Origin of the sequence: Paenibacillus sp. YIM B09110, assembly GCF_037167145.1 — a bacterium.
GTDB lineage: Bacteria > Bacillota > Bacilli > Paenibacillales > Paenibacillaceae > Pristimantibacillus.
This window is the reverse complement of sequence record NZ_JBANSP010000009.1, coordinates 147,304-170,741: the sequence shown is the minus strand read 5'-3', so window position 1 is coordinate 170,741 and position 23,438 is coordinate 147,304. Positions and strand designations below refer to the sequence as shown.

20 protein-coding genes and 1 other annotated feature are annotated in these 23,438 nt (G+C 48.0%); of the genes, 17 read left to right on the top strand and 3 right to left on the bottom strand.

Translation table 11 applies throughout. The features are described from left to right. The first annotated feature begins 20 nt into the window (after positions 1-20). Complete coding sequence (locus V8F51_RS15635) at positions 21-995, top strand: VOC family protein (protein ID WP_337101213.1); 975 nt, start codon at positions 21-23, stop codon at positions 993-995. On the opposite strand, the gene V8F51_RS15630 is transcribed toward V8F51_RS15635, so the two are convergent. Beyond that, positions 982-1,491, bottom strand: a complete 510-nt coding sequence (locus tag V8F51_RS15630) for a C1q-like domain-containing protein (RefSeq protein WP_337101212.1) — start codon at positions 1,489-1,491, stop codon at positions 982-984. The genes V8F51_RS15635 and V8F51_RS15630 overlap by 14 nt on opposite strands. A gap of 173 nt (positions 1,492-1,664) precedes the next feature. Further along, positions 1,665-2,207: an NADPH-dependent FMN reductase gene (locus tag V8F51_RS15625; RefSeq protein WP_337101211.1), complete on the bottom strand. Its 543-nt coding sequence runs from the start codon at positions 2,205-2,207 to the stop codon at positions 1,665-1,667. 192 nt (positions 2,208-2,399) lie between these two features. Here V8F51_RS15625 and V8F51_RS15620 point away from each other — a divergent pair, with 192 nt between their 5' ends. Together V8F51_RS15620 and V8F51_RS15615 are read left to right on the top strand one after the other, a co-directional pair. Next, positions 2,400-3,509: a glycosyltransferase gene (locus V8F51_RS15620; RefSeq protein ID WP_337101210.1), complete on the top strand. Its 1,110-nt coding sequence runs from the start codon at positions 2,400-2,402 to the stop codon at positions 3,507-3,509. A gap of 134 nt (positions 3,510-3,643) precedes the next feature. Beyond that, positions 3,644-4,162 (top strand): hypothetical protein, encoded by a 519-nt coding sequence (locus V8F51_RS15615; RefSeq protein WP_337101209.1) that lies wholly within the window; start codon positions 3,644-3,646, stop codon positions 4,160-4,162. Between the two features lie 53 nt (positions 4,163-4,215). Here the strand turns inward: V8F51_RS15615 and V8F51_RS15610 are convergent, their stop codons facing one another. Continuing rightward, positions 4,216-4,845, bottom strand: coding sequence for a TetR/AcrR family transcriptional regulator (locus V8F51_RS15610; protein WP_337101208.1), 630 nt, complete (start codon positions 4,843-4,845; stop codon positions 4,216-4,218). A 146-nt stretch (positions 4,846-4,991) separates the two neighbouring features. Here V8F51_RS15610 and V8F51_RS15605 point away from each other — a divergent pair, with 146 nt between their 5' ends. The 14 genes from V8F51_RS15605 (at position 4,992) to V8F51_RS15540 (ending at position 23,436) form a co-directional block, all read left to right on the top strand. Further along, on the top strand, positions 4,992-5,621 hold the full coding sequence (locus V8F51_RS15605) for a DUF2306 domain-containing protein (RefSeq protein ID WP_337101207.1): 630 nt from the start codon (positions 4,992-4,994) through the stop codon (positions 5,619-5,621). Between the two features lie 5 nt (positions 5,622-5,626). Then, positions 5,627-6,643, top strand: a complete 1,017-nt coding sequence (locus V8F51_RS15600) for a DJ-1/PfpI family protein (protein WP_337101288.1) — start codon at positions 5,627-5,629, stop codon at positions 6,641-6,643. A 77-nt stretch (positions 6,644-6,720) separates the two neighbouring features. Continuing rightward, positions 6,721-7,167, top strand: coding sequence for an NUDIX hydrolase (locus V8F51_RS15595; RefSeq protein WP_337101206.1), 447 nt, complete (start codon positions 6,721-6,723; stop codon positions 7,165-7,167). After that, the gene (locus tag V8F51_RS15590) at positions 7,164-8,738 is read left to right on the top strand and encodes a TolB family protein (protein ID WP_337101205.1); all 1,575 of its coding nucleotides are present in this window, start codon (positions 7,164-7,166) and stop codon (positions 8,736-8,738) included. Before V8F51_RS15595 ends, V8F51_RS15590 begins: the two co-directional genes overlap by 4 nt. A gap of 74 nt (positions 8,739-8,812) precedes the next feature. Beyond that, positions 8,813-9,075, top strand: a binding site (T-box leader). Between the two features lie 45 nt (positions 9,076-9,120). Then, complete coding sequence (gene metG, locus V8F51_RS15585; protein WP_337101204.1) at positions 9,121-10,761, top strand: methionine--tRNA ligase; 1,641 nt, start codon at positions 9,121-9,123, stop codon at positions 10,759-10,761. An 81-nt stretch (positions 10,762-10,842) separates the two neighbouring features. Continuing rightward, entirely contained in the window at positions 10,843-11,745 is a 903-nt protein-coding gene (locus tag V8F51_RS15580; protein WP_337101203.1) for a LysR family transcriptional regulator, read from the top strand. Positions 11,746-11,854: 109 nt separating this feature from the next. Further along, positions 11,855-14,143 carry a 5-methyltetrahydropteroyltriglutamate--homocysteine S-methyltransferase gene (metE, locus tag V8F51_RS15575; protein ID WP_337101202.1) on the top strand — a complete coding sequence of 763 codons (2,289 nt, stop codon included), beginning with the start codon at positions 11,855-11,857 and terminating at the stop codon, positions 14,141-14,143. 143 nt (positions 14,144-14,286) lie between these two features. Then, complete coding sequence (locus V8F51_RS15570; RefSeq protein WP_337101201.1) at positions 14,287-15,615, top strand: spore germination protein; 1,329 nt, start codon at positions 14,287-14,289, stop codon at positions 15,613-15,615. Then, a complete protein-coding gene (locus tag V8F51_RS15565; RefSeq protein ID WP_337101200.1) occupies positions 15,608-16,690 on the top strand; it encodes a GerAB/ArcD/ProY family transporter in 1,083 nt (360 codons plus the stop codon). The genes V8F51_RS15570 and V8F51_RS15565 overlap by 8 nt, the downstream gene beginning before the upstream one ends. Continuing rightward, entirely contained in the window at positions 16,687-17,766 is a 1,080-nt protein-coding gene (locus tag V8F51_RS15560) for a Ger(x)C family spore germination protein (RefSeq protein ID WP_337101199.1), read from the top strand. Before V8F51_RS15565 ends, V8F51_RS15560 begins: the two co-directional genes overlap by 4 nt. A 107-nt stretch (positions 17,767-17,873) precedes the next feature. Continuing rightward, positions 17,874-19,151, top strand: coding sequence for an MFS transporter (locus V8F51_RS15555; protein WP_337101287.1), 1,278 nt, complete (start codon positions 17,874-17,876; stop codon positions 19,149-19,151). 332 nt (positions 19,152-19,483) lie between these two features. Continuing rightward, a complete protein-coding gene (locus V8F51_RS15550; RefSeq protein WP_337101198.1) occupies positions 19,484-21,232 on the top strand; it encodes an ABC transporter ATP-binding protein in 1,749 nt (582 codons plus the stop codon). Next, positions 21,229-23,040 (top strand): ABC transporter ATP-binding protein, encoded by a 1,812-nt coding sequence (locus V8F51_RS15545; protein WP_337101197.1) that lies wholly within the window; start codon positions 21,229-21,231, stop codon positions 23,038-23,040. The genes V8F51_RS15550 and V8F51_RS15545 overlap by 4 nt, the downstream gene beginning before the upstream one ends. A gap of 84 nt (positions 23,041-23,124) precedes the next feature. Continuing rightward, on the top strand, positions 23,125-23,436 hold the full coding sequence (locus V8F51_RS15540) for a hypothetical protein (protein WP_337101196.1): 312 nt from the start codon (positions 23,125-23,127) through the stop codon (positions 23,434-23,436). The last annotated feature ends 2 nt before the right edge of the window (positions 23,437-23,438 follow it).

The window sequence follows — 23,438 nt, the reverse complement described above, 5'->3', positions numbered from 1 at the left end:
GAATAGAAAGGAAGATAAGCATGAAACCGATTATTGGACAACATCATGTATCCATGTTTACGAAAGACGCTTCAACGAACGTGGCGTTCTATACGAAAGTAATGGGCTTGCGATTTGTGAAAAAGACGGTCAATCAGGACAATGTGGGTATGTATCATCTATTCTACGGGGATAAGCTCGGATCGCCGGGGACGGGGGTTACTTTCTTCGAGCTGCCAAATGCCGGGCATGCACGCAAGGGGACGAACAGCATATCCTCTATCTCGCTAGCGGTAGCAAGCGATGAAGCGCTGTCCTTCTGGAAAGCTCGTCTCGAAAGCAGCCAAGTGTCAGTTGGCGAGATCGTTCATGAGGATGGACGAGCTTCTTTGACGTTCTCTGATCCTGACGATCTTACCGTCCATCTCGTCTCCGTCCAAGGAGATAAGCTTTACCCGCCAAACGCTGCATGGCAGGTTGAAGATATTCCTGCTCAATATGCCCTTCTTGGCCTTGGCCCGGCCGTATTGACCGTTAGCGACAGCGCTAAGACGATTGATGTGCTGGAGCGGTTATTAGGATACAAAAAAACCCGCAGCGCAAAAGCGATGGGGGATGGGGCTCATGATGTAACGATTTTCGAGACAGGAACAGGCGGTCTTAGCACGGAGATCCACGTGAAGGAATCAGCGCTCGAAGACAAGGCAAGACCTGGACGAGGAAGCGTGCATCATGTTGCGATCCGAGTATCGAATAAGGAAGAGCTGGCTGGATGGGCATCTCGCATAACGGCTGAAGGTTTGAAAAACACAGGTATTCTTGATCGTCATTTCTTTACTTCGTTCTACTTCTGGGATCCAAACGGCATCGTATTCGAGCTTGCTACGGACGAAGGTCCTGGCTACGAAGTAAGCGATGAAACCGACGTATTGCACGAGCCGTTATCGTTGCCTCCGTTCCTGGAAGGAAGACGCGAAGAGATCGAGAGCAAGCTGAAGCCGATTACTGCGTTCTAGAGCCTTCGAAGCGTGTGCCGAATGGTTCGATGACGCCGCTTCCCGCGCTAACAACCGCAAGTACGGCAACGCGTTCGCCAGCTCTAAGCTTCGCGATGCCAGCTACGTCCAATTGATTGCCGTTTATTGGATCAATGGGTTCCGAGTCGAATTGAATGTCTCGGCTTCCTGCGATGATAGCTAGCGATACGACACCAGCATCATCCGTTGAAGGCCGATAATTCATGCTTGCGAAGAAGACGTAAACGCCGCTACGCTTCGGAGTGAAAATGGAGGTTGCCGGATTGTATTCGTTAGCAAGGTCGAATAACTCTCGATCAAATAACACTTGAACTAAACCTGTGCTGCTGATGGGTTGCGCATCGGTTGCGATCGCCGAGAAGGCAGATCCTTTCCTTTTGCACAGTACGGGGCGCTTTGTGTACCTTTTTGGCCCACATTTTTTCTTCAGCCCGCTCGTCAGCATTTTTTTGCGCAATGCTTGCTTGTTGATCATAATCATTCCTCCCATATGATAGTTGCTAATTCTAGCAATGCTATATGATATGGAAAAATGATAGACTAGCTTGGGTGTTCCTATGAAAAACGCAAAAAAAACATCGCCTATGTATTAGGCGATGTTTTTTTGATATTGATTGCCGTTAGCAGTAGAAAGGCTTCTGGCCTGGCTTATTGACGAATCGTTTTGAGAGCGCCGCTCCATGCAAGCACTTGATCGAGCATGCCGTTGACGTTCGTTAAATGCAGATCGGCAGGCTTGAATACCGAGCCGTTCTCGAAGTCGGTGAAGAGGGAAAGCGCCGGATGAACGCGAACGTCCGCTACGGAAAGCTCGCCAAGAATGCCTCTCAAATGCTCAGCAGCGCGAGCTCCGCCAACAGAACCATAGCTCACAATGCCGGCAGCTTTATTGTTCCACGCATCGCGCGCGTAATCTAGAGCATTCTTGAGCGCTCCTGTAATACTATGGTTGTATTCCTGAACGATGAAGACGAAGCCGTCAAGGCTGGCTAGCTTCGTATTCCAAGCTGTCGCTTGCTCTGTAGCGTCTTCTTCGCCCAAGAGAGGGAGCTTGTACTCAGCAATATCAACAATCTCATAGTTCGCGTCGCCGCGTTTGTCGGCAATGCTCTTCACCCATTCGCCTACTTGAGGACTGACTCGTCCTTGACGTGTACTGCCTAGAATAATACCGATATTGAGTTTAGACATCGTTACTCATTTCCTCCTCGATTGGCTTCATTTTGTTATTCATCCGATGTTCAGGCTTATAGCCGACCCATCTAGTATGAATAAACTCATTATATCATCATGCCTTGTAAGAAGGAAATTATTCATGTTTTATATTAAAATCCCAACTTCCCGAAGCAGACGTACAGACATAACAGGTATCAGCTCCATAACATGAATGAAGAGTACGCGATTGGAGGAGATACCGTTTTGATTACGATAAGCTTATGCATGATTGTTCGTAACGAGGAGCAGAAGTTAGGCAGATGCCTAAGCACGGTTGCCAATGCGGTCGATGAGATCATCATCGTGGATACGGGCTCCACAGACGGCACGCTAGCAATAGCGGCACGGTATACGAAGCGTATTTATCATTTTGATTGGATTAATGATTTCTCCGCGGCTCGCAATGAATCGTTTCGTTATGCAACGAAAGATTATATATTATGGCTTGATGCGGACGACTGGTTGGATGAGAGGGAACGAATCAAGCTTATGTCGCTTAAGGAAGAGATGGATTCAGCGGTCGATGCCGTAATGATGGATTATTGGCTGGATTTCGATCCGCTTGGACAGCCGACAACGGTTGTTAAGCGACATCGGCTTGTAAAGACGTCTAGACAATTCAAATGGCATGATCCCGTGCATGAGCAGCTAGCAGTCCAAGGGAATGTTTTATTATCAGATATCGCAGTCTGTCATGGGCGGGATCATTCGAATAGTGATCGAAACTTGCTTATTTATGAAGACATGCTTGCGAAGGGCACTAAGCTCAATAGCAGGCAAACATTGCAATATGCGATGGAGCTTATGGCTAATCACCGTTATGAGCAGGCAATCGCAAGCTATGATTCTATCCTCAGGGATTCTACAGGGCACAATGCAATAAAGCTGGAATGCTGCGGTAGAATGGCACATTGCTATCATGAGCTTGGTCTAAAGGAACAAGAATTAGAGGCGTTGCAAGCGTCTTTCAAGTACGATCAGCCGCGCGCGGATTACGTATGCCGCATCGGTTATTTTTATCAAGAAAACGGACTTTATGAAAAGGCTGTTCACTGGTATCAAATAGCTCTAAAGTTAGAGAAGCCGGAAAGCAGGTTATATAGTATGAATCTCGCGGCATGGACTTGGCTTCCGCATCTTCAGCTCGTCTATTGCTATGGCAAGCTCGGGCAATTGGCGCTCGCTTACGAGCACAATGAAATCGCATTATCCTACTCGCCGAATGATTCGAATCTGCTTTATAATAAGGAGCTACTGAAGAAGCAAATGAGCAGGTAAGTTAGGATCCCCGTGGTCAGAGTCTATGAATCTATTAATATTACGAAGTTTTGGGCTGTTGCCGTCTCTATGAAATGCCGATCTCCATATGATATAGAAAGCCAGATCTATTAAGCTTTCAAGGAGGAGTAGGCATGACTTTCAAAGGATTAGTGAAGTCAAAGCCCGCCTGCAAAACAATCGTCGTCAAGAAGACGACGAGCAGGCAGGTTATTCGCAAAGGGTGCGGCGGCAAAAAGTTTAGGGGACGAAAATCTGCCTTTATCGCGGTTTCAGGTGCGGATCAGCTGTTGAACATGGGTCCTTTCACGCAAGTGCAATACCAAGTCGAGGAAGTCGATCTGAACAACGAGTACAACCCTGCGACATCGACGTTCCGTCCGAAGCAAGCTGGCATTTATTCGCTAGTGGCAAGCGTAGCACTCTCCGTCATCACGATGATAGATATCGAGATGACCTTGGAAATTCGCGTGAATGGACTTGCTAGAATATCCGACCGCGAACATTTCATCCAAGGGGAGAATCTGATCGATGCGTCAGGACTTGTGAAACTGGAAGCCCGCGACAGTGTCCAAGTATTTGCAAGGGCGATCGGGAATAATGGCATAATCAACAGAGGCGTGGAAACTCATTTTCAAGGCGTTAAAGTTTAATGAATAGGTGTATAAAGGAAAGACGGCCGCCGCGATGGCAGCCGTCTTTGTCATTATTCCTCATCATCCGGTATGACAAGTACCGATGCTTCGACTTCTTGGTAGCTGTGAAGCAGCGTTCGAATATTGTCTTTGGCAAAAGCAACATGTTTATTGTCGCGCGTTAGTCTGCTTGCCATGATTCCGCCTTCGATAGCCGTGAATATGAAGGAAGCCATCGACTCGGTTTGCAAATCGCTGCGGAATTCGCCATTATCAATGCCTTGCTGCAGCAATCCTTGTATGAACGACATCATCTGATCGAATGCCTGGGTAGCCTTGTCCCGAAGAATGGGGAAGGAATGGTCGCTCTCGACAGCCGTATTAAGAAACGGACAACCGCCCTTGATTGGCGGATTATTGACCGTATCGCTATATACGTCGCACATCGCTGTGACCTTATCGATCACCGTTGTCGCGCCTTCGATAGCTGCTGCAAAATGCCCCCACAGCACTTGTCCCGCATAGGCGAACGCCTCTAGCGCGATCTCATCCTTATTAGCGAAGTTGCGGTAGATGCCGCCTTTCGTGAGGCCGGTTGCATCCATAATGTCTTGAATAGTCGATCCGGCATAACCTTTATCGTTAAACAACTCTGCCGATTTCATAATAATATGCAGTTTTGTTTTATCGCTTTTGCGCATAATAGGTGTCCTTTCGAAGAAAAATTGAACAGGCTCATTATATTGTAACATTTTGTGCGTGAGTTGGAGTGGTATTCGTAGTATGATTATTAAAAAAGAGACCGTACGGTTCGGTCTCTAATCTGCAGAAAGGGGAATCACATGGTTTGAAAAAGCAAGGGTACAAGGTGTTTGTGATTGTTTGTCTCATATACGTGTTCTATGTTGCAATCGTAAATTTAGTATTGAATCCGGATGCCGGTGAATTTCTATCGCATAAGGTCGATCAACTGAAGCAGCCCAATCCATCGGTATGGCTAACTGTATTGCATATCCATGTGTGGTTTAGTTGTCTTGCCATGATCAGCGGAGCGATTAACTTCTCGTCCTTCATGTACAACAGACACCGCAAATATCACAAAAGAAACGGCTATGCCTTTGTGTTCTTTGTTGCGGGTGTAAGCTTAACCGCTGGATATATGGCTCCTTACTCTACGGGAGGCAAGCTTAGCAGCATCGGATTCAATTTAACGAGCATCATATGGTTGACTATTACGGTAATGGCAATCGTTCATATTAGGCGCAAGAGGATGGATCAACATCGCAGCTTTATGATTCGAAGCTATGCGTTCTGCTTCACCAATCTGTTCGTTCATTTAATATCTAAGCTATTAAACGACGGCTTCGGAATGCAATATGAAACAAGTTACACAGCGGGAGTATACGGAGCGATTGCAGCCAATCTCCTAGTTGCAGAGGTCGTCATCCGATATGGTAAAAGGGGGAGAGCACATTGAGCAGCATGCATGTACAAATCGTATTATTCGACGGTTTCGATTTGATGGACGCGATCGGGCCTTACGAGGTTTTCTGTGCAGCAGAGATGTATGCAGGAGGTGCTTGCAGCGTTGAGCTAGTGACAGCCGAAGGGCCGCGGCTCGTCAAGAGCGGCATGCATGGGCTGCCGATTCAAGCTAGCGGAACGCTTGATCCTTCAAGGGCGGGTATTATTGTCATACCTGGGGCATCAGGCAATATGGCTGGAGAAGGGGAACAATCCGTCCCGGCTATTCTAGCGCGAGCGGCGAATACGGAGTTAACGAACCTCGTGAAGGAAGCAATGAACCGCAGTGACGTAATGATCGTCACCGTATGCGGAGGATCCTTAGTGCTCGCAATGAGCGGGATGTTGGAAGGTCGCTATGCCGTAACGAATAGGTACGGCATGGACGCGCTGGGTGCGACTGGCGCAATACCAGTGAATGCCAGAATCGTTGTGGACGGCAATCTGGTGTCTGGCGGCGGCGTCACTTCAGGCCTAGACATTTCGTTGTACATAGTGGAGCGTCAGTTAGGGCCTCGTATTGCGCATGCCATCGAAATGTTGTTCGAGTTCGAGAGACGAGGAACGGTATGGGAAAATAAAGGACTTGATCCAGTCGTCGGCAATAGTCAAGGCGACGATGAAGTTCCAATCGAAGACCTGCCGCTGCCGGCTGCCGCTTCTACGGACGGTACTTTGTTCGATGGAGTATGGGAAGCAACGATTGCGACGCCGGTTGGCAAGCTGGCGGTAACGTTTCATATAGGAACCCGTGACGGAGGAATCATCGGAACAGCGAAACAAGGCGATGAATCTGTCTCGTTCGTCGATCCTGTTCTAAACGGCAATCGTCTTAGCTGGACTCAGCGTGTCACGAAGCCGATGAAGCTGAACTTGAAGTTCCGCGTAGAGATGGATGGCAGCAACCGATTGATCGGTACAGCCAAAGCAGGTGTCCTGCCTGCCTCTCATGTAATAGCCAAACGAGTAGAGTAACGGCTGTGAAACTTATTTGCATCAACTAACGTCCATATATTGGATAAATACCAATATAAGATGGGGGTTGCTTATAGGTGTCGAATAAATTAATCGGAGCTGCAGCGGTCATATTGGATTCAGACGAAAGAGTCTTATTAGTAAAGCATAGCTACGGCAAGTTGAACTGGGATCTTCCGGGAGGTTTGGCCGAAAAGAACGAGTCCGCGCAGCAAACCGCAATGCGGGAAGTCAGTGAAGAGACGGGACTTTCCGTCGAAGCTGGACGATTAACCGGCATCTATTATGAGCCTAATCACGACATGCATCATTTTGTATTCCTTTGTGCATATGGCGGCGAACAACAGCCTGTGCCCGCCTCACCCGAGATCACGGACAGCGGGTATTTCGCTATAGACAATCTTCCGAAACCGATCAGCGACTTCACGATTCAGAGAATCCGGGACGCAATCGATGCAGCGGGTCATCCGCCATTTCGTTTGATTGGTCCAAGGAAGTGGATCGAAGCGGAGGAATGTGTGTGAGGATTAGCCTCGTTATCGTGTTTCTGCTGCTGCTGCTTATTGGTTGCGATAATAATAGGAATAACGACGCAAAGATGACAGAAACGCCGACTGAACGCCCCGTAGCTGCCGAGGGTAATCGCTATGCTGAAGACAGCTCGGCTCCGCCTCTAACACAATTGGAACAGGATTTAATAACAGATGATTTAAATGCGTTAACAGTTAATGTCATTAAACAAAATGACGGCATAAAATATGTTCTAAACGAAGAGAATGCATTCGTCGCACAAACGATCATATCAAACGATAACGAAATGCCTGTCATTCATATCGTTCAACGTCTTTCGTCTGATTCCGAATGGACGAGGTATCAGCTTGATCTGCTAGCTGTTTATCCCGAGGAAGGCCGGTACAGCCTCATTCCTTTTGCTGATATTCAATTGAAGGATGGCTATTCGGTGAGCTCCACGAGTCGCATTCATGGATTTCTTGATCCAGCACGCTTGATTCTGATCCAGCCAAGTGTAGGTGAAGCAATTGGCAGCATTCGATATGATGTCGTCAGTCTGGATTTGAAGACGTTAACGCTTACGACCGTGGCAGAGAATGTTCCGAATGGCATAGAAGAAGATCATCTTGGGAAAAGTTGGCTTAACGCGGTCGATGGGAAGCTCTATCTGAATGTTTTTGGTGATGGTCGTCTGTGGATTATCGATGTGCGAACTGGAGAAAGCAAGCTTTCGGACAATCTCTTACCGAACCCTTTTCCATTCTTCATGCTTACTCCATCCCCTAGCGGAGACAGAATCTGGTATGAGGCTTATAGAGAACAAGGAGAGGGGCTTGTCTATCATCTGTATAATGAGGAAGGCGAGCTAATCAAACGATTCTCGAACGGTTATGAAGGTTATGATCGTTACTCAGCCTTCCAATGGAGTGCGGACAGCCGATTGGCCGTTTACGAGTATACGAGAGATCAGAGCAGCGACAACGTGCTGGGTGGCGAAGAAAACTACATTATTGCTCCGCAAGGGGTACAATTGCTTGATCGGAGCGGAAGCATCGTTTGGGAAACATCGACTGCCACAAACGATAAGACGTCACATGTCGAGTGGCGAGGATGGTTAAGCGGAGATTCGGGTATTTTACAACGATATGAGCTTGAGTTCTCGGATGAAGGTTCAGTCATTCCTGTAAAACAGCGGTCGACCTATGAATGGATCGATGTAACAAGCGGGAAAGCGATCAGGCTGACCGAGGCGCTTCGACTTGAGGATCTGGAACAGCCGGAGCTCGTCACGGATGCATCTGAAGGCTTATTGTTCGTCGATCGGTCGAAAAGCCGTTATTTTTTGATGAGTGGAACTGACCAGGAGTATTATAAAATATTGTCTACGCCAGAAGACAAGGAACTTATTTGGAGTCGATATCATGACGAGGATCGGACAGCGCGCATAACCCGCTATCGTCCGGAAACGAAGGAAAGCGTGAGTACGGCGTTGGACGAAGCAGCAAGCGGGGAGATCGTCATGATCGGTGATCATATGTTGTTTGCTGAAGGGGATCTGCACTATCATTTTATTCAGAAATAAGACAAGTAATGGAAAAATGATCTTGACTTAGGAAATTATATCCAGTACTATTCATAATAACTTGAATATTCAGAACAAAAGCGATGAAGAGAAAGAGTATCGAGGCAACGTCTTTGTACAGAGAACCCCGGCAGCTGAGAAGGGGCAAAGAATATCCTTGAGAATATGGTCTCTGAGCTGCGCATCGAACCCTTAACCGGTAGTAGGCTGCGCCGGAACCCGCACCCGTTAACGTGCTAGGGTATAACCGTCAATGGCGGCGTACCTGACAAGGTTAGTGTCGCAAGGCATTAATGAAACTGGGTGGTAACACGTGAGCACTGCTCTCGTCCCTTAAGGGATGGGAGCATTTTTGCGTTCAAACAAAAGGAGGAGTTAAACGATGTCAGCAGTATTTATCGGAGGAGCTTGGCCTTATGCGAATGGTTCGTTGCACTTGGGAAGAGCAGCAAGCTTGATTCCAGGCGATGTCATCGCTAGGTACAGCAGAGCCAAAGGAGAGCAAGTATTGTATGTATCGGGCAGCGATTGCCATGGAACACCTGTTGAAGTGCAAGCGATTCAAGCGAATGTCGCGCCGGGAGAAATAGCTGATCGCTATCACAACGAGTTCGTTGAGTGTTTTCGGCAGCTTGGTTTCACGTACGACTTATATACAAGAACGGATGATGCTAATCACCATCGCATCGTTCAGGAGATCTTCTTGAAACTGTTGGATCAAGGTTATTTATACAAGAAGACCGTCCAGCAAACGTATTGCGAGACAGATAAACGATTCTTGCCCGATCGCTATGTGGAAGGAATATGCCCGAAATGCGGAAATCAAGCACGCGGCGATCAATGTGATTATTGTTCATCGCTGCTTGACCCATCTAATCTGATAGAAAGAAAGTGCAAGTTATGCGGCAATCCGCCGACCGTGAAGTCTACCGAGCATTTTTACATTGAAATATCTCGATTTCAGAAGGAACTGGAGCAATATGCGGAACAAGCGAAGGGCTGGAAGGATAATGCCGTGCAAATGACTGCCAGATATTTGACTGAAGGATTGCAGGACCGGGCCGTAACGCGTGATCTGTCATGGGGCGTCGACGTACCGGTTGAAGGATTTGAAGGTAAAAAGATATACGTATGGATTGAAGCCGTCAGCGGATACTTGTCTGCTAGTAAGCAATGGGCTGCGAATACGGGCGGTAATTGGGAAACGTTCTGGACGAAGGATCATGCGCAAATAACGGCTTATTATGTACACGGGAAGGACAATATTCCATTCCATACCGTGATATGGCCTGCTCTGCTCCTGGGACTCGGCGGTCTTCATCTGCCTGACCGTATTCTTTCTAGCGAATATATGACCCTAGAGGGAAAAAAGTTCTCGACGAGCAATAATTGGGCGGTATGGCTGCCGGATCTATTAAGCCGTTATCATCCTGATTCAATCCGGTATTTTCTTATCGCGAATGGTCCGGAGAAGAGGGATACAGACTTTTCGTGGAGAGAGTTCATTCATAGCCATAACGGGGAGTTGCTTGGCGCATTCGGTAATTTCGTCAATCGCAATCTAGCTTTTATAGTAAAGTCGTTTGACGGCCGAGTTCCTGAGGGGGGATTAACTCTTATCCAAACGAATGAGCTGAATACGTTATATGAAAAAACAGGTGCATTGATCGAAGCCGGACAGCTTAAGGAAGCGTTAGAGCTCATTTTTCAATATGTGCGGTTATCAAACAAATTTTTTGATGAATGTAAGCCTTGGAAGCAATGGCATGAAAACCGCGAAGCTTGTGCTCATACGCTGCATGCATGCGTTCAGATGATAGCTAACCTAGCTCAATTTTTACAGCCTTTCATTCCATTCTCATGTGACAAAATCAGAAAATTTCTCGGGCTCGGCCAACCCGAATGGCAGTTGACCTTCGTTCCTGCTAACCGCCAGATCGAAGGTTTGGAGCTATTGTTCGAACGAATCGAAACGGTTAGGATTGAGGAGGAAATAAAACGGTTGGAGCAGAACAAGCAATAACAAAGAACCGTTCAATAGGTTGACTTACGCTGGCTTGCCCCATACAATCCACTTAATACGTTAAATGATAGGAGTAAGGGAATGACGCTGCAGCAACTGAAATACGTAATTGAGGTCGCTAACCGCGGCTCTATTAACGAGGCCGCCAAAAGGCTGTTCATCTCCCAGCCCAGCTTGTCCAATGCGATTAAGGACCTGGAAGAAGAGATGGGGATTGCCATATTCGATCGTTCCAACAAAGGAATTTCACTTTCGAAGGAAGGGGTCGAATTTCTAAGCTATGCAAGGCAGGTCGTCGAGCAGATGGAACTGCTGGAGGGAAGATACATGAATGCGAAGCCCTCTCCGCAGCATTTCTCTGTGTCTACCCAGCATTATGCATTCGCCGTTAACGCCTTCGTTAGCCTCGTTCAAGAATACGGACATGAGGAATACGAGCTGGCGCTTCGGGAGACGAAGACGTATGAAATCATAGAGGACGTTCGAAGCTTGCGGAGCGAGATCGGTATCCTGTACCTGAACGAGTTCAACGGGAAAGTCATTAACAAGCTGCTCAGCAGCGCGAATCTTCAGTTCCACAGCTTGTTCACGGCGAAGCCGCATATTTTCATCAGCATCAACAATCCATTGGCAGGCCAATCAATTGTAACCATCGATCAGCTGCAGCAATACCCGTATTTGTCGTTCGACCAAGGCGAGTACAATTCATTTCATTTTGCCGAGGAGATTCTAAGCACGTTGTCCCATAACAAAAGCATCCGGGTCAATGATCGCGCGACGTTATTTAATCTTTTGATCGGACTGAACGGATATACGATTTCGACGGGAGTTCTGAGCGCCGATCTGAACGGCAACGAGATCATTCCGGTACCGCTTGATTGCGAGGAAACGATTAATGTGGGCTGGATTTCTCATAAAAATGTTGCGTTATCGAAGCTTGGAACTGCCTATATAGAGGCATTACAGCGTGCAACAGGCCAATGACGATCAGATATAGCTAAAAGCTATATCTAGATATAGTATTATACAGTTACACTATAACTCTCTATCCATGATATCTTTTGTTTAACAAATGGCATAGGAGTGTTGCAAGATGGCAAAGAGCAGTGTACTTGGTTATCCGCGAATTGGTGCAGACCGTGAATGGAAGAAAGCTTTAGAGGCGTTCTGGGCAGGCAAGCTGGAGGAATCGGAGTTTCAGCAGAAGCTTCAGGATATCCGCTTGACTCATTTGCGCAAGCAACTAGAGAAAGGGATCGACATTATCCCGGTTAATGATTTCAGCTATTATGACCATATCCTCGATACGGCGACGATGTTCGGAATTGTACCGAAGCGGTTCTCTTATACAGGAGGCGCTGTGCCTCTGTCATTGTACTACGGCATCGCCCGTGGAACAAAGGATGCAGCAGCAAGCGAAATGACAAAATGGTTCAATACGAACTATCATTATATCGTTCCTGAATTGGACGGCGCTTCGCCGACAGTGACTGAGAACAAACCGCTAATCGCTTATCGCGAAGCAAAAGAAAAACTCGGTATCGAAGGCAAGCCTGTAATCGTAGGTCCGCTTACTTTCCTAAAGCTGTCGAAGGGGTATCAAGCATCGGAAACGGATGCATGGCTGGAGCGCTTGATTCCTCTATATGTTCAAGTATTGCAAGAGCTGGCAAGCGAAGGCGTGCAATGGGTGCAGATCGACGAGCCAATCGTCGTAACGAAATTAAGTGATGCAGACTATGGACGCCTACGTACGATCTACGAGACGTTCGCTGTTGCTGTACCGGGTCTTAACATTTTGTTGCAAACGTATTTCGAATCGGTTGAGAGCTACGAGGCTATCGTTAAGCTTCCGGTTCAAGGCATCGGGCTTGATTTCGTACATGGAGGGTCCGCGAATTTGGCGTCGATCAAAGCTGCTGGATTCCCGGCTGACAAAGTTCTTGGAGCAGGCATTATTGACGGCCGCAGCATCTGGAAAGCATCGCTCCAAGAGAAGCTGTCCGTGCTGGAGCAATTGACAGACATCGTGTCGGCTGATCGCTTAATCGTACAATCGTCATGCAGCTTGTTGCATGTACCGGTTACGACAGCTAACGAGTCAAAGCTGCTTCCCGAGCTGAAAGGCGCGCTTGCCTTCGCCGACGAGAAGCTGGACGAGCTTGTCCTCTTAACGAAGGCTGTCGGATCTGGCAAAGCAACAATCGCTAAAGAGCTTGAGCAATGCGAGAAAGCTCTGCAAGCGCTGAGCATGTCCAGCACGCGCAACCGCGGCGACGTTCAGCAAGCGGTGGCTGCACTTAGCACGCAACAGCCGAAACGCAGCTCGGCATTTGATGAGCGGCATGCTGCACAGCATAGTAAATGGCAGCTTCCGATCTTCCCGACTACGACGATCGGCAGTTTCCCGCAATCTGCCGAAGTGCGCAAAGCCCGTCAATCGTGGCGCAAGGGCGAATGGAATAACGAGCAATACGAGGGCTTCATCCGCGACCAGATCGATATTTGGATCAAGCTGCAGGAAGAGATCGGACTTGATGTGCTCGTACATGGTGAATTCGAGCGTACAGATATGGTTGAATTCTTCGGCGAGAAGCTTGCAGGCTTCGCGTTCACGCAATACGGCTGGGTGCAATCATACGGTTCACGCTGCGTGAAGCCGCCGGTTATATTCGGGGACGTAGCTTTCGAGGAAGCGATGACCGTCGAAGAAACGAAATATGCGCAGTCGAAGACGGGTCGTCCCGTGAAAGGGATGTTAACCGGTCCGATTACGATTATGAACTGGTCGTTCGTTCGTGACGATATCGCTCGCGAGCAAATTGCTTACCAATTGGCTTATGCGTTAAGACAAGAGGTAGAGGCGCTTGAAGCAGCTGGAATCGGCATGATACAAGTTGACGAGCCAGCCGTTCGTGAAGGGTTGCCGCTTAAGAAAGAAGAGCAAGCTGCTTATCTTGCATGGGCGGTCAAAGCTTTCCGTATGACGACTTGCACGGTTCAAGATACGACGCAAATCCACACGCATATGTGCTATTGCGAATTCCACGACATGATCGATTCGATCGAAGCCATGGACGCCGACGTTATATCGATCGAGACGTCCCGCAGTCATGGCGAGCTAATTCATAGCTTCGAGCTGAATACGTATAAGCTTGGAATTGGACTTGGCGTATACGATATTCATAGCCCGCGCGTTCCGCAAGTGGAAGAGATGACGAGCATGATCGATCGCGCGCTTCGCGTGCTTGATCCGAAGCTGTTCTGGATTAACCCGGACTGCGGCCTTAAGACACGCGGCACGGAAGAAACGGTTGCAGCTCTGCGCAACATGGTAGAAGCGACAGTGATTGCTCGCAACAACTATTCGTTGAACGTTTAATATTTTTATGATAACAGCTCATCCTTCAGGGGATGGGCTGTTTTTTTTGTCTTATTAGGTTGGCGAGTTGATTCGTTATGCCATGCATGCATAGTTGGGGAAAAAAGGGAAAACATAACAAGAAAATGTTGAGGGGATTTTAGTTGAAATTAATAGATAAGATCATAAAGCGATTAGGTCAAGACTCCGATTTTTTCCGATACAAAATCTTGCTGTCCAACGAACAGGTCGTATTGCTTGGCTACCAATCGTTCATGAGCGTTGCCGAATCGATGAATGAGCTCCATGCGCAAGCAGCAAGGTTCGTTCCCGATAAAAGCGAATACCGATTATTTGAAAGTATCGGCCAAATGATTGAAGATCCGAGCGAGGATTCGATCGTCTCGCTATTGTTGCGTGGGCAGCTTGTTATTTGGTTCGAATCGGAGGAGGTATTCGTAGACTACCATCCTTATTCCAAAATATTGTCCCGTTCAATCGAAGCGCCTATTACGGAGAACGTACTCCGGGGATCGATAAGCGCATTCGTAGAAGATATCGGAACAAATATCGGCCTGATTCGGAGACACGTTGCATCCGAGGATCTGCGAACGCAGTCCTATGGCGTCGGCCCCGACCGGCAGAAGCAGATTGTTGTTATTTATAAGCAAAATCAAGTCATTCCCAAACTATTGAATTCCGTCGTTGAGAAAATTGAATCGAATATTAGCATGAACGTGCAAAACTTGCAGCAATTGAGCGGTATGCTCGGCTTTAGCAAATGGTCAACCGTTACGAAATTTAATTCGACGGAATTACCTCAGGAGGTCGAGAGAGCGCTGCAGAAAGGGAAGGTCGTGCTGCTGCTGGACCGGTTTCCTTTCGCTTTGATTTTGCCGAGTCTTCTGACCGATATGTTCGCGGTAGAGAACGACCGAAATTTTCTGACCGTCTTCACTTACCTGACGCGTATGCTTCGTATTCTGGGCGTCTTGACGAATATCATTATACCCGGCTTATACGTCTCCCTCGTGTCCGTGAATCCGGACATGCTCCGTATCGAGATCGCGCTTACGATAGCAAGAAGCAGGCTGGACGTTCCATATCCCTCATTGGTGGAGACCTTGCTGCTGCTGCTCATCTTGGAGCTGATCTTCGAAGCGAGCATTCGTCTGCCTAAGAGCATCGGTCCGACACTCACGATGGTTGGCGGTATTATACTCGGTCAGGCTGTCGTCAGCGCCAAGCTGGTCAGCAATCTACTCATTATCGTGCTGGCGGCAACGACGATATCGAGTTCAACCGTCGTGGGCTTCCATAACTCCTATTCTATTCGTCTGTTCAAATATTTGATCCTTATCCTATCGGCTGGCTTCGGATTGTATGGCCTTGTGGCAGGTCTGGTCGCCATTTGCGCCTATATGGCAAGCCTTAATTCGTTCGGAATCCCTTATGTGCATATTATGAAGACAAGAGGAGATGCCAATGGCTAAAACAACGCAAGTCACATCGCTGTTCTTAATTGGCCATATGGGGCTGATCTTCTTTTTCTATCCTAGCCAAATAATCGAAGGCGCAGAGAGCAGCCATTGGATTCTGATCATGGCCGGTTTCCTATTCTACTTCGCCATTATTGGGGTATATATGAAAGGAATCAGTTACTTCGAAAACCTAAATGTGATACAGATTTTGCAGCAACTCGGAAAGCTGTTAGCGACCATCCTGCTGCTTCCGCTTGCCGTGTATTTAGTGAGCGTGAGTATAGTCACGTTCCGAGCCTACGCCGATGTCATAAGGCTGATCTTCCTTACAAGTACGCCAATCTGGGCCATATTGCTTTTGCTTGTCGCCATTTCGTCCTATATTGCATTTCTCGGCGTGGAGGCGATATTTCGCACTTCCATTTTGCTTATCATTTTGGGCACCCCGCTCGTTCTGTTCGTTCTTGCAAGTGCTTTTCAAAATGTGGATTGGCAGTACTTGTTCCCCTTACTGGACAAAGAGGTCATCAACTTCTCTTTCCTGTTCACGCCTGCGTTTGCGAAGAGCTTCCTCGCATTCGGAGGGGGATTTCTATATCTTGGCTTCATCCAGCCATACGTAACCTACAAACCTTCGAAGATGCTCCGCGCTTACTTTATTCTTCTTCCTATGTTTCTCATTTCAGTCTATATCCCGGTTCTGACTTTCGGTCGAAACACGGCGGTATTATTCAGTTTTCCGTTTCTCGAGACGGCTGAGACGATCGAAATCAATTGGCTAATGTTCGATCGGACATCGATGTTTTTTTTAATCTGTTTAATCTCGTTCGTTATGTTGTTCCACGCGATGCTGCTGTGGAAGACAGCACTCATTATACGCGTTGCGATACCAGTAAAGCAGGCTACGATGCTGATCCCTCTGGCAATTCTCGTTTATTCACTCAGCGCGCTTATTCCGGATTGGCACGCAGTCGACCGATTATTCTGGATGAATACGATCCTTCGCGTGTACGCGATGCTGTTCATTCCTGTGCTCATGCTTTTTCTTGGCATTCGCCATTCGAAGAAGGTTGGGGTTAAGACATGAGAATAGGCCGTAAGCGAGTTTTGCGTCTACTCGGAATATCGACTCTATTGCTAACGCTGACCGGTTGCTGGGATAACAAAGATATTAATCATCGTTCGCTCCCGATCGTGATGGGCGTTTCGAAGTTGGACGGGCAATACCATATCGTTCTGCAAATTCCTGAGCCGCTCCAATCGCAGGGGACCGAGTTTCGTCTTGTCAAAGGTACTGGCGCCACGATCAACGAGATAGTAGACCGAATCGGATCGAACATGGAAACGCAGATGGATCTGCTGCATCTGAAAGTGATCCTGTTCGATAAGGCTTATGCGACTAGCGGCTTGAACGATGCGGTTACGGCATTTATTCGCTCGAATGAGATTTCACCCAAAACGATGGCGGTCATATGCGACGAACCGATCGATCAGTTTTTCGAGAATATAAAACAATACAGCATGAATAACGGAACGCTGCTTGATGATTTCTTTAAAGTGAACGCAGGGTGGAGCCCGCAAGTTGCGACGTCGAGAATCTGGGAGCTGTTTCGCAGCATTCACTCTTATACGCACGATGAAGCCATACCGATCATTAAATCGGGGAAGGGCACGATCATAGAGACCAAAGGCAGCGCCATAATACGGAACGGTAAAATGGTAGGCCGTCTTACGCCGAATGAAACGTTGATTGCCAATCTATTCAGCGGCTTGGACGTAAAGGGCAAGATCGAGGTGATGGACAACGCCACCGTACAGATTGTGAATAATCGGATTACGCACCATAGCTCGATCGTCGATGGCAAACCAGTGCTGAATTGCCAAATCAAACTTAGAGTCGCATTGCTGGAAACGAAGGGTCATCCGACGCAAGACAAGATCAAGCAGAATCTTCAAGCGCTGCTGACTGATAGACTTAATCACGTTTTGACGAAAATGAAGGAGGAGCAAGCGGATATACTCGGAATCGGCCAGCTCTTCCGCAATAGGTTGCAACGCGACGAACTCCGAATGTGGCGGGCCAACTACTTGCCTAACTTGAAAGCCGACGTCAAGTTCAAAGTATACATCGATAACGAAGGGGATTTGAAAATGGACGTTTAGTTCGGTTTGTACGGAATGAACGGTGAATATGGGGAAGTGCATTTCCTAATACTGCCTATGACGATATAATCAAAGAATCATTGTATCGTGCAGAGGAGGGCTTACCCATTCATCATTCAACTGAACGTTATCATTCTTATACGGTATCTCCCGAAAAGCAACAGCAGATATACAAGCGAACGTTGATCATTGTCGTGCTGGCTCAGCTATTCGGAGGAGCAGGACTTGCGGCCGGGGTTACTGTCGGAGCGTTGCTCGCCAAGGATATGCTCGGGACGGACAGCTATGGAGGCGTGCCTGTGGCGCTTCTCACGCTTGGTTCGGCCGCCGGCGCTTATCTCATTGGAAGATTGTCCCAGCGCAGCGGGCGCCGGATCGGACTGGCCGCCGGATTTCTGACCGGCGGCATCGGCGCTGCGGGCATTGTCTACGCTGCCGTGGCAGACAGTCTTATTCTATTGTTCCTCGCTTTTGTCATTTATGGCGCGGGTACCGCAACGAATCTGCAGGCGAGATACGCGGGAACGGATTTGGCGAAGCCTTCGCAACGTGCCAAAGCAATTAGCGTTGCGATGGTAGCGACGACGTTCGGAGCGGTTGCGGGACCGAATCTAGTGCCGGTCATGGGCGATTTCGCGGAGGCAAGAGGCATTCCCGTGCTTGCCGGACCTTTCATTTTATCGGCTGCCGCTTTCATCGTCGCGGGCTTGGTTCTTTTCGCGCTTCTTCGTCCTGATCCACTGCGGATCGCCAAAGCCATCTCGGAGTCGCAGAAGGCAAACTCCGACAGCCATCCGTCTGCCGCGCGCCAGTCGCTCGCTGATGGCCGCAGAGGAATCGTTGTAGGCGCGACTGTGATGGTATTAACCCAGGTTGTCATGATTGCGATCATGACCATGACGCCAATCCATATGCAGCATCATGGACACGGCCTTGGTGCGGTAGGACTCGTTATCGGCATCCATATTGGCGCCATGTATTTGCCGTCTCTCTTTACCGGTATACTTGTGGATAAGCTCGGTCGAATTCCAATGGCTTTTGCGGCAGGAGTTACTTTATTGCTTGCCGGCTTTATTGCTGCTATTGCTCCAGCAGATTCTATGACACTACTGATCGCAGCATTGACGTTGCTTGGACTTGGTTGGAACTTCGGACTTATTAGCGGAACGGCCTTGGTCGTCGATGCAACGACAATCGATAACAGAGCCAAGACGCAAGGCGCTCTTGACGTATTTATTGCTATCGCCGGTGCTTCGGGAGGCGCATTATCCGGCATGGTTGTAGCAGGGGCAAGCTACGCTGCTCTTGCGATATCCGGCAGCGTTCTCTCGCTATTGCTCATTCCCGTTGGTCTGTGGTATAGATCAGGTAAAACCAGAACCTAATTTTCGTGAAAAAGAAAATCAAAAACAGGCTAACCAATACGAATGGTTAGCCTGTTTTTTTCTTTGTCTATCATTTGATTTGTTTATTCTAGCGAGGTGAAAAACTTGCGGTAAATAAAAAAGACACCACGAGGTGTCACTGTTTATTTCTGTGTGGGTTCAAATAAAGCATGCCGTCCGCTGCTTCTTATAATAGTAGTATAACCTGAGGGAATTTATAAGTCTATACTTTTTATGGAAATTCCGTTATCTTTAACGATGCGGTTTGAGTAAAGAGGTATAGGCGGTGAATGGTCATTCATTATTGGAAATGTTTTCGTAATGCAGCAATTATGTTATATCAAATCGAGAAGAGATCTGTACTCATCTTAGCGGCAGCACTCCTGATCTCGGTGCCGATTATGCCGCTTGAGCTTCTGCTTGTCAAAACGATAATCGATCGAATTCAGGCATGGTCAGCTTCAGCGCCAATAAGTCCCATTCTATGGGCATCTGGGTGGCTTGGCTTACTGATGTTTGTTAACAGTGTTGCGCTAGGAGCGCCGATTCCACTTGCCATGACCCGCCTAAATGAGGTGGGAACACTTGAGGAACAGCGTCTTATCATGCGCAAAACGTCAAGTCTTCCATTAGCGACTATTGAATCTGCCAAGGTGAAGGATATGCGAGAACGTGCGCTTCGGGTTTCTGTATACGAGATTTACCATACAGGGACAGAGTTGCTTCAACTGTCTATGCAATTACTGGTGCTCATAATAGTTATCATCCGATTCGGCCAATGGCTTCCGGTCATTGCAGTTATTGCTTCCGCAATCTTACTTGTATATGTATCCGGTATATCAGTTGGCAGGATCGAGCAAATGACGCGAATGCAAAGCTCCGATCGCAGATTATTGCGCCATTATTCCGATCTGATGACGATTCGCAATGCGGCGAAGGAAATACGGTTGTTCGACTTAGGGGATCTCTTAAGCGATAGATGGACGGCACTGATGGGGCAGACTTCTAAGCATACGTTGGATGCTGTTCGTTCAACTGAAGGTCGGAAAGTTGGACCTGAGCTGCTAATGGCATTGCTTACCGGGCTGCTGTTAGCTTTAGTCGTATTAATGCCTGGAGCGAAATTGCTGTCCGCGGGACATTTTGCTTTCCTATTCTTGGCGCTGACGACATTATTATCGCAATTGCCAAGCTTAATTAGACAAGGTGTCGCGATGCGGACACATTATATGAAGTGGGAGGACTTCCAAGCTTATTTAAACCTTGATGAAGTACAACCTAAACGATCAGATAGAGAGGTATCGGCAGCAGTTGAAGAAAAAGTAGAGGAAGGGAAGCCGTTTGGAGGCTTGCATCTGCAAGTGAGTAATCTCCATTTCGGTTATCCCGGCAATAATCGCGATGCCATTCGCGGTATTTCTTTTGCAATTCCGCCGAATAGCCGCGTCGCATTAGTTGGTGAGAATGGATCAGGCAAATCGACATTGGTCAAATTGCTGTTAGGACTCTATTCTCCAACGGCAGGGGAAATCGTGTGGAGCCGTTTAAAGGCTGACCGAATTGTGCCAACATCGGCCGAAGGAAATGTATCCGTCGTCTTCCAAGATTTCACCCGCTTGATGTTGACGCTCCGTGAAAATGTTGCATTAGGTCAAATATCGGAACTCATGAATGATAAGCGTTTGCATCAATCCTTGCATGAAGCGGGAAGCCGGTTCGAGGATTTGAGCCTACAGCTTGGCGTTCCATTCGAGGGCATCGAGCCCTCCGGCGGGGAATGGCAGAAGATTGCGACGGCTCGTGCTATCCTTAATGACGCTGAATTTGTATTGTTCGATGAGCCAACGGCAGCTCTAGATCCTAAAGCAGAGAAGGACGCCTTCGAGCTTTTCTTGCGTGCGTCGGAGGGGCGTTCAGCTTTGCTCGTCACGCACCGGCTGGGAGCTGATAAGATGGTTGATTTCATCCTCGTTATGAAAGAGGGGCAGCTCGTGGAGCAAGGAACGCATAAACAATTAATGGAGAGGGACGGCCTATATAGCCATATGTATCAATTACAGGCGAAGTGGTATACCGGATGAAACAAATGAAAATAAAAAACATCATTCCATTATTTTATCTCGTATGGCGTCATATGCCTCTCCTATCGCTGGCATGGCTGACTATTCCCATCGTGCTTGGTATGCTTGTCGTTCCGGGATTAGCAGCGCAGCGTGAGCTTGTTGACCTGTTTGTCCATGAGAGTGCTGCCGATCCGGTGGGGCGTCAGATGAACGAGTGGATAGGACTCGTTTGGGCGCCTCTAGCTATTTTTACAACTGTGTCACTCATTCGGGTAAGTTTATCTGCCCTCCATAACATCATAGATGCCAAATTTCGTGATCAAGCAACGATGAAGATTCAAGCAGAGGTCCATCATAAAGCCGTAAGCGTACCGCTAGAAATGATGGAGCAAACCGAATATTATGATCTGCTGCAAAGAGCGAAGAGCGTGGCGGGAACGGATTTATTCGGAGTGTTGCAAAATGTGATCGCTTTTCTTCGGTTGTTATTCGAACTCATCGGACTCATGCTCGTAGCGTGGCTCGCCCATCCCGTAATCGGTTTCTTACTTGTTGTTGTATTTATGATCTCGTTCGTGATTCGGCTGGAGTCAGACCTTGTTGTCCGTAAGCAGAATCGTGACTTAACCAGGTCTGGTAGACAGTCTGACTATCTGAAGGAGGAGCTCACTAAGCCGGAAACCGTTCGAGAAATGAGAATCTTCGGTTCACTTGAGTATTTGACTGACAAATGGAGCGGCATGATGCGCGACTCACTCTCCCTGCGAATGGGAGCGCGCAGGAGAGAAATTAAACGCGGTATGCTCGTATCAACCGTGCAGATATTAGGGTTAATCGGAACGGTTACATGGATGTTGTCTCAGTTAAAGTCGGGGGACTTTACGGCCGGTACGTTCGTTATTGTTTTTCTAGCTATCCGGCAAGCATACGGCATATCCGGAAGAATGGCTTTTCCAATCGGCAAAATCGTTATTCAAAGCGACAAAGTGAATGATCTGGCCGACTACTTATCCATGAAACAGAAGTCGGATTCACAAGATACCGGACCGCTCGCTAACGAGCAACTAAAGCTAGGCAGGATTATATTTAACAACGTTAATTTTCAATATTTGAACAGTAACCTAAATGTGTTGCGAGACATCAATCTGAGGCTCAATCCGGGCGAGACGGTTGCACTGGTCGGAGAGAACGGGGCAGGCAAATCTACGCTTGTGAAGCTGCTTCTCGGCTTATATCACCCTACATCGGGTTCTGTAACCTGGGATGGCATTGATTATAAGCGGTTAGACTACTCGATGCTACGGAGATCCTCATCAGCGGTCTTCCAGGAATTTGTTCGGTATGAATCGACTTTGCGTGATAATGTTGGCTTCGGTGCAACAGCGTTTCTACACGATGACTCAGCGATAAATCATGCCTTGGAGGCTGGAGGTCTAGCCGATGTGGAGCAATTTGAAGGCGGGTTAGAAACCTCGATTGGGTTGTTGTCCGCCGGCGGCCGTGAGTTAAGCGGCGGACAATGGCAGCGGCTGGCGATTGCCAGGGCGGCCATTCGAAATGCGGGACTGCTCGTCCTTGATGAACCGACCTCTGCGATTGACCCGGTGCATGAGACCGAGCTGTATCGCTCCTTCCAAGCGCTTGCAGCAGGCAAAACGGTTCTGTTCGTCTCGCATCGTCTAGGCTGGGCCCGTTATGCTGATCGGATCGTCGTTCTTAAAGGTGGAGAAATTGTTGAAGAAGGGGATCACGAGTCGCTGATGGCCGCCAATGGCGTCTATGCCGCGATGTTCCATGCACAAGCTTCATGGTATCAGGAGGCTTAAGTCGCATGTTGCACCCCTTCGTATATCGCTGTAAAATGAATTTTATGCAATCGGCTAATCGATTATTGAACTGGAGGACATAGGATGAGCAAGCGTTATCGATTGACAAGAGAATATCAACAACATAGAAGTGCGGAGGAGCAAGCGATATCGTTAGAGGAATGCAAACGATATTTTGCGACGAAGCCTGATTTCACCTATTCGCCCGTGTTCATCGCTCATGGCGAGACGACGATGACGATTGAAGGGGATTTCTTCATGTGGAGCTACGGAGATGCATTAATCCCATTCCGTCATTATGGCGGAGATATTTATGTCTCAGGCAGCAATGATGCCGTTATACCTGTGATGATGGATGTGGCAAGTGAACTGACAGCGGATGTGGAAGAAGGATAGTT